General features: G+C 74.0%; 6 protein-coding genes. 5 read left to right on the top strand and 1 reads right to left on the bottom strand.

Going from position 1 to position 6805, the window contains the following annotated elements; all coding sequences use genetic code 11:
* Positions 1-87 precede the first annotated feature (87 nt).
* The 4 genes from AB0G63_RS32795 (at position 88) to AB0G63_RS32780 (ending at position 3884) form a co-directional block, all read left to right on the top strand.
* The gene (locus tag AB0G63_RS32795; RefSeq protein WP_360757825.1) at positions 88-705 is read left to right on the top strand and encodes an RNA polymerase sigma factor; all 618 of its coding nucleotides are present in this window, start codon (positions 88-90) and stop codon (positions 703-705) included.
* 246 nt (positions 706-951) lie between these two features.
* A complete protein-coding gene (locus AB0G63_RS32790; protein WP_360757823.1) occupies positions 952-1746 on the top strand; it encodes a hypothetical protein in 795 nt (264 codons plus the stop codon).
* A gap of 393 nt (positions 1747-2139) precedes the next feature.
* The gene (locus AB0G63_RS32785; protein ID WP_360757821.1) at positions 2140-2802 is read left to right on the top strand and encodes an RNA polymerase sigma factor; all 663 of its coding nucleotides are present in this window, start codon (positions 2140-2142) and stop codon (positions 2800-2802) included.
* Positions 2802-3884, top strand: a complete 1083-nt coding sequence (locus AB0G63_RS32780; protein WP_360757819.1) for a hypothetical protein — start codon at positions 2802-2804, stop codon at positions 3882-3884. The genes AB0G63_RS32785 and AB0G63_RS32780 overlap by 1 nt, the downstream gene beginning before the upstream one ends.
* Before the next feature lie 225 nt (positions 3885-4109).
* On the opposite strand, the gene AB0G63_RS32775 is transcribed toward AB0G63_RS32780, so the two are convergent.
* Complete coding sequence (locus tag AB0G63_RS32775; protein ID WP_360757816.1) at positions 4110-4922, bottom strand: L,D-transpeptidase family protein; 813 nt, start codon at positions 4920-4922, stop codon at positions 4110-4112.
* 247 nt (positions 4923-5169) lie between these two features.
* Here AB0G63_RS32775 and AB0G63_RS32770 point away from each other — a divergent pair, with 247 nt between their 5' ends.
* Positions 5170-6750 carry a methylmalonyl-CoA mutase family protein gene (locus AB0G63_RS32770; RefSeq protein ID WP_360757814.1) on the top strand — a complete coding sequence of 527 codons (1581 nt, stop codon included), beginning with the start codon at positions 5170-5172 and terminating at the stop codon, positions 6748-6750.
* Positions 6751-6805: the final 55 nt, after the last annotated feature.

Raw genomic sequence — 6805 nt, 5'->3', positions numbered from 1 at the left:
CGCCGGGGGCGGCGCCCCCCCCGCCCCCCCCCCCCACGACGCGGGTTCCGACGGGCCCGTTTCGCACCCGTACGAACGAGGACAGTGTTGGGCCAGGGAGGGGAACCCCGCCGCGCGCAGGCGTACGACGGGGAGCTGGGCGAGGCCGTGGCGCGGGCCAAGGAGGGCGACGAAGCCGCCTTCGCCGTCGCGTACCGACTCGTCCAGCCGGGACTGCTCGGCTATCTCCGGGGGATCGTCGGCGACGACGCCGAGGACGTGGCCTCCGACGCCTGGCTGGAGATAGCCCGCGACCTCGGGCGGTTCAAGGGCGACGGCGCGGGCTTCCGCGGCTGGACGGCGACCATAGCCCGGCACCGGGCGCTGGACCATCTGCGCCGGCAGAAGGTACGTCCCCGGTCCTCGGCGCTCGAACAGGACGTGCTGGAGCTGCCCGGCCGGCAGAACACCCACGAGCAGGCCCTGGAGGCGCTTTCCACCGAGCGCGCCCTGGAACTGGTCCGCAGCCTGCCCCGCGACCAGGCCGAGGCCGTGCTGCTGAGGGTCGTCGTCGGCCTGGACGGCCCCGCCGCGGCCCGCGTCCTCGGCAAGCGCCCCGGCGCCGTGCGCACCGCCGCGCACCGGGGGCTGAAGGGTCTCGCCCGCCGGCTCGGCGTCCCGGGTGTGACACATGGGGACCCCCGGACGCTGGGGGAGTCGAAATGAACGGCAGCGGCGGCACGGACGCCGCGGGCGGTGCGGGCGGCGGCGAGCGCCGGACCCGCGACGGGTCTGACAGGGATGGATACGGACATGGGTGAACGGCAGGGCGACGGCAGTACCTCCGGCCGTCGGCGTGTGCGCCCCGGCGGTCCCGTGTCCGGCCCCGTGTCCGGCCCCCTGTCCGGTCCCGTATCCGGTCCCGTATCCGGTCCTGTGTCCGGTCCCGTGTCCGGCCCCCTGCCCGGTCCCGTGTCCGGCTCCGAGGGCGCGGCGGAGAGCGCGGCGCTGGAGCTGCTGCTCGCCGCGGCGATACGCCCGGACTCCGTCGACGCCGAGGCCGAGCAACGGGCGGTGGCCGCCTTCCGGGCCGCCCGGGAGGCCGGGGCGCACCGGACGCGGACCAGGCGCCGGGACGACTGGCGCCCGCGCGAGCACGGGCGGGCGCGCCGCTCGCTGAAGGCCACCCTGGCGCTGTTCCTGGCCGGGCTGACGGTCAGCGGCGTCGCCGTCGCGGCCATCGGCACCGCCGGGTCGTCGGACGACGACCGCGGCACCGGGCGGCCGCGTCCGTCGGCCGGCGCCCCGACGGCGTCGGCCGGCCCCTCGTCCGCGGCCGGCTCCCGCACGCCGGGCGCCTCCGCCGCCGCGGACCGCCCGGGGACCGCGCAGGACACCGAGGCCCACTGCCGGGCGTACGAGTCGGTCGCCGGCCGGGGCAGGGCACTGGAGGCGACGGCCTGGCAGCGGCTGATCGAGGCCGCGGGCGGCGAGGAGAAGGTCGCCGGGTACTGCACCCGGCAGCTGGCGGGAAGCACGCCGACGGGGGCCGCGGGCAATCCGGGCAGGGCCGGCGGCACCGGCAGGCCGAGCACACCGGGTGCCGCCACCACTCCCGCCGCCGCCGCGACCCGGGGCGCCCCCGCGAGCCCGGGTTCCGCCGCCACCGCGGGGGCACCGACGGGCGCGGGCAACAGCAACAGCAACGGCAACGGCAACGGCAACGGCAACGGCAAGTCGGGCGAGGGCAACGGCAACAGCGGCTGAGGGCAACGGCGACTGCGGCTGAGGACGTCGCCGTGCAGCGGCGAGGCTCCGAGTGAGCGAGGGTCCGAAGAGTCCCGAACGGCTCGGCGGCCGGGGGTCGAGGGGCTCGGGCCGACCGCCCGGGTGCCCGGGCGGGAGCGCCGCACGACAACGGCCGGGGCCGCCACCCCCCACAGGAGAGGCCCCGGCCGTCGCGCGGTACGGGCCGCGCGGCGGCCCGCACTCCCTACAGCGCCCCGGGTGCGTTTTCTGTCACACCCCGTGGCGTCACAAGACCGTTGCAGCTCGTCCGGACATGGACGAGGAGCGGTTTCAGGTCGTAACGTGCCCTTCGCGCCGGGCGCGGAGGGGGATCGCCGCCATCATCGGCCGACCATCGACTGAGGAACACGGGTGCTGGGGGACGACGCGGAGCTGACCGCCGCGGTGCTTGCGGCACAGGACGGGAACGAGACCGCGTTCCGGACTGTGTACCGGGCAGTGCACCCACGGCTGCTCGGATACGTACGGACACTGGTCGGCGATCCGGACGCCGAGGACGTCGCCTCCGAGGCGTGGCTGCAGATCGCCCGCGACCTGGGACGCTTCGAGGGGGACGCGGACCGCTTCCGCGGCTGGGCCGCCCGCATCGCGCGCAACCGCGCGCTGGACCACATCCGCATGCGCGGCCGCCGTCCCGTCATCGGCGGCGACGAGACGGAGCTGACGGGCCGGGCCGCCGAGTCCGACACCGCGGGCGAGGCCATCGAGGCGCTGGCCACCGACCGCACCCTCTCCCTCATCGCCCGGCTGCCGCAGGATCAGGCCGAGGCCGTCGTGCTGCGCGTGGTCGTGGGTCTCGACGCGAAGACCGCCGCAGAGACGCTGGGCAAGCGTCCGGGCGCGGTGCGCACCGCGGCGCACCGCGGTCTCAAGCGCCTCGCCGAACTCATCGGCGCCGATCCGGAATCGGCGGGCGCGCTCGACGCGCTGCCCGCCCAGCGAGAACCGAGCGGCCGCGCGGTGACGTCCGCGACTGTGACGCAGATGCGCGCGCGGACGCAGAAGGACATGTGATGGCCGACGAGCAGTACAGGTGGCTGGACCGCGAGACAGCGGAGCTCCTGCTGACCGGGCAATCCCTCGAATCTGTCGACGCCACCGCCCGTGACCAGGCAGAACGACTCGCCAAGGCGCTCGGGTCACTGAGCGCGGAACCCGTCGCCGAAGGTGCCGGACTCCCGGGCGAGAGCGCGGCGCTGGCCGCCTTCCGCGCGGCGCGGGCCGACGCCTCGGCCGGGAGTTCCGCCGTCGGCGACGACGCCGACGCCTCGTCCTCGGACGCCGGCCTGGTCCGTATCGGCCGCCCGAGCGGAATCGGCAGGCGCCGCCGCTGGAACCGCCCGGTCCGCCTCGGGCTGTCCGCCGCGCTGATCGCCGTCGTGGTCGGCGGAGTCGCGGTGGCGGCCACGAGCGGCGTCCTGCCCAGGCCCTTCGGCGGTGCCGAACCCCGTCCGGGCGCCTCGGTCTCGGTCGCCGGGTCGCCGGACGGCCCGTCCGGGTCGCCGTCGTCCACCGGCTTAGCGCACGGCGAGCCCACGCCCGGCGGCTCCTCCGTCGGCGCCACGGGACCGGCGGACCCGCACGGCACCCCGGGCGCCGGGGCCTCGGAAGAGGCCGGTTCCGGCGGGGGCGGCTGGTGGGGCGGCGCCCTGTCGGCCTGCCGTGCCGTGCGCGACGGCAGGGAACTGGGCCCCGGCCGCAGACGGGCCCTGGAGCAGGCGGCGGGCGGCTCCGGCACGGCCCGCGTGTGGAAGTACTGCCAGCGCATCCTCTCCGGAACCGGAACCGGAACCGGCACCGGGACGGGCACCGCGGAAGACAACCGCGACGCCGACGGCACGGAGAAGGGCACGGGCAACGGCAATGGCAACGGCAACGGCAACAACGGGAAGAGCAACGGCAACGGCAAGGGGAACGGCAAGGGGAACGGGAACGGCAACGGCAAGGGGAACGGGAACGGCAAGGGCGGCCAGGACGACGACGAGGGCGACGACGACCAGGGCGACGGCGCCCCCCGTATGGCCCCCGGCGGGAAGGGCACCCCGGCGTCCACATCGCCCGCACCGTCGCCGAGCCCCACGTACAGCGCCCTCTGACCTTCACCCGTCCGGGCGAACTGGCCTTTCGCGGGGCCGGGAAAAGTTCCTCGCGCGGGGTGTGACGTTTTCGGCCGCGCCGGCGCAGTAAGGAGTGAGCCGACTGGTCATCGGCTTTCTGCACAGAGCCGGGGTTCCCCCCGTACCCACGGCTTGTGCGCATCGGCGCGGGCGGGACACGTTCCCCCGGTCCCGTCCGCGCCCCGAACTTCCCCTCCCGGGGCGTCACCGGAACACGACGACCTTGTCGCCGTACCGCACCTGCGCGTACAGGCCGGCGATCGCCGCCTCGTCCCGGACGTTGACGCAGCCGTGCGAGGCGCCGGCGTAGCCGTGGGCCGCGAAGTCGTACGAGAAGTGCACGGCCTGCCCGCCGCTGAAGAACATCGCGTACGGCATGGACGAGTCGTAGAGCGTCGACCAGTGGTGGCGCGACTTCCAGTACACGTGGAACACGCCCTCCCGGGTGGGTGTGCCGCGCGAGCCGAAGCGGACCGGCATCGTCGAGACGGTGCGCCCGTCGATCATCCAGCGCAGGGTGCGGGTCGTCTTGTCGATGCACAGGACCCGCCCGGTCAGGCAGCGCGGATCGGGCGCGCCGGCGGGCTGGCCGCCCATCAGGTACAGCTCCCACTTCCCCGGCTCGTGCGTCATGCGCAGCAGCCGCTGCCAGGTGACGGCGTCCGTCCGTCCCGTCCGCGGCAGCCCGCGTTTGCCCTGGAAGCCCCGGACCGCCCGCTCCGTCAGGTCGTCGTACGTTCCCGTGGGGCCGTCGAACAGCCAGTCCACCTGGCGCAGCCGGGCCTGGAGTTCGCGTACGCCGGGGCCGGTGTCGCCGCGCGACCACAGGACGGCTCCGCCGCCTGCGGGGGAGGAGTCCTGCGTGCCGCCGGACGAGGTGGCGGGGGGAGCGCTGCCCGGCAGTCGGATGCGCACCGGTGAGCGGCCCGTGCCGTCCGCGCCCTGCACGGTGCAGCCGGACACCCCGGCCAGGGCGGCCAGAGCGGCCAGGGCCGCCGTCGTGGCGATCGCTCTCACCGTGCCCGCAGTACGCACCACGCCCCCAGCCGTCTCACCGATGTGCTCGCGTGCCCCTTTCATGCTGCCCGCAGGTGACGGGCCGCGAACGGCGGGGCATTGTTGTGACCGGGACCGCATACACCCTGTGAGGAAGGTCCCAGGGTGCGCCCCTGCACCCGGTGCACGGCCGACGCTACAGTCCGTCGGAGGGTCGGTCCGAACTGGCGTAACTGGCGAGTAACTGCTGAGCGGGAGGCAACACACCATGGCGCGCGAGTCGGAGTCCGGACTGCCCATCGAGCCGGTGTACGGGCCGGAGGCCCTGGCGGGCTGGGACCCGGAGCAGAAGCTGGGCGAGCCGGGGAAGTACCCGTTCACCCGTGGCGTGTACCCGTCGATGTACACCGGCCGTCCGTGGACGATGCGCCAGTACGCCGGTTTCGGCACGGCGACGGAGTCGAACGCGCGTTACAAGCAGCTGATCGCCAACGGCACGATGGGTCTCTCGGTCGCCTTCGACCTGCCCACGCAGATGGGCCACGACTCCGACGCGCCGATCGCGCACGGCGAGGTCGGCAAGGTCGGCGTGGCCATCGACTCGATCGACGACATGCGGGTGCTGTTCGGCGGGATCCCGCTGGACAAGGTCTCGACGTCGATGACGATCAACGCGCCCGCCGCGCTGCTGCTCCTGCTGTACCAACTGGTCGCCGAGGAGCAGGGCGTCGCCGCCGACCAGCTCACCGGCACGATCCAGAACGACGTGCTGAAGGAGTACATCGCGCGGGGCACGTACATCTTCCCGCCCAAGCCGTCGCTGCGTCTGATCGCCGACATCTTCAAGTACTGCAAGGCCGAGATCCCGAAGTGGAACACGATCTCGATCTCGGGCTACCACATGGCGGAGGCGGGCGCTTCCCCGGCGCAGGAGATCGCGTTCACCCTCGCAGACGGCATCGAGTACGTCCGTACGGCGGTCGCGGCCGGCATGGACGTCGACGACTTCGCGCCCCGCCTGTCGTTCTTCTTCGTGGCCCGGACGACGATCCTGGAAGAGGTCGCGAAGTTCCGCGCCGCGCGCCGGATCTGGGCGCGGGTGATGCGGGACGAGTTCGGCGCGAAGAACCCCAAGTCGCTGATGCTGCGGTTCCACACGCAGACGGCCGGGGTGCAGCTGACGGCGCAGCAGCCGGAGGTGAACCTGGTCCGCGTGGCGGTGCAGGGTCTGGCGGCGGTGCTGGGCGGCACGCAGTCGCTGCACACCAACTCCTTCGACGAGGCGATCGCGCTGCCGACGGACAAGTCCGCCCGCCTCGCCCTGCGCACGCAGCAGGTCCTCGCCTACGAGACGGACGTGACGGCGACCGTCGACCCCTTCGCCGGGTCCTACGTCATCGAGAAGATGACCGACGACGTCGAGGCGGCGGCGCTGGAGCTGATGAAGAAGGTCGAGGACCTCGGCGGCGCGGTGACGGCCATCGAGCACGGCTTCCAGAAGAACGAGATCGAGCGCAGCGCCTACCGCATCGCCCAGGAGACCGACTCCGGCGAGCGGGTCGTGGTCGGCGTCAACCGCTTCCAGCTCGACGAGGAGGAGCCGTACGAGCCGCTGCGCGTCGACCCCGCCATCGAGGCCCAGCAGGCCGAACGCCTCGCCAGGCTGCGCGCCGAACGCGACCAGGCCGCGGTGGACTCGGCGCTGGCGGCCCTGAAGAAGGCCGCCGAGGGCGAGGACAACGTCCTGTACCCGATGAAGGACGCCCTGCGCGCCCGCGCCACGGTCGGCGAGGTCTGCAACGCCCTGCGCGACATCTGGGGCACGTACGTCCCGTCGGACGCGTTCTGACCTGCGCGGTTCCTCCGTATGAGTGAACGGGGGCGGGAACGCCGCGCCCCCGGAT

Source organism: Streptomyces sp. NPDC020996 (assembly GCF_040641355.1).
Taxonomy (GTDB): domain Bacteria; phylum Actinomycetota; class Actinomycetes; order Streptomycetales; family Streptomycetaceae; genus Streptomyces.
This window is presented reverse-complemented; position numbering and strand designations above follow the sequence as displayed.

What these genes read in the sequence shown, in the direction of transcription:
- AB0G63_RS32770 (WP_360757814.1), top strand. Translation starts at nt 5,170, where the DNA reads ATGGCGCGCGAGTCGGAGTCCGGACTGCCCATCGAGCCGGTGTACGGG.
- AB0G63_RS32780 (WP_360757819.1), top strand. Translation starts at nt 2,802, where the DNA reads ATGGCCGACGAGCAGTACAGGTGGCTGGACCGCGAGACAGCGGAGCTC.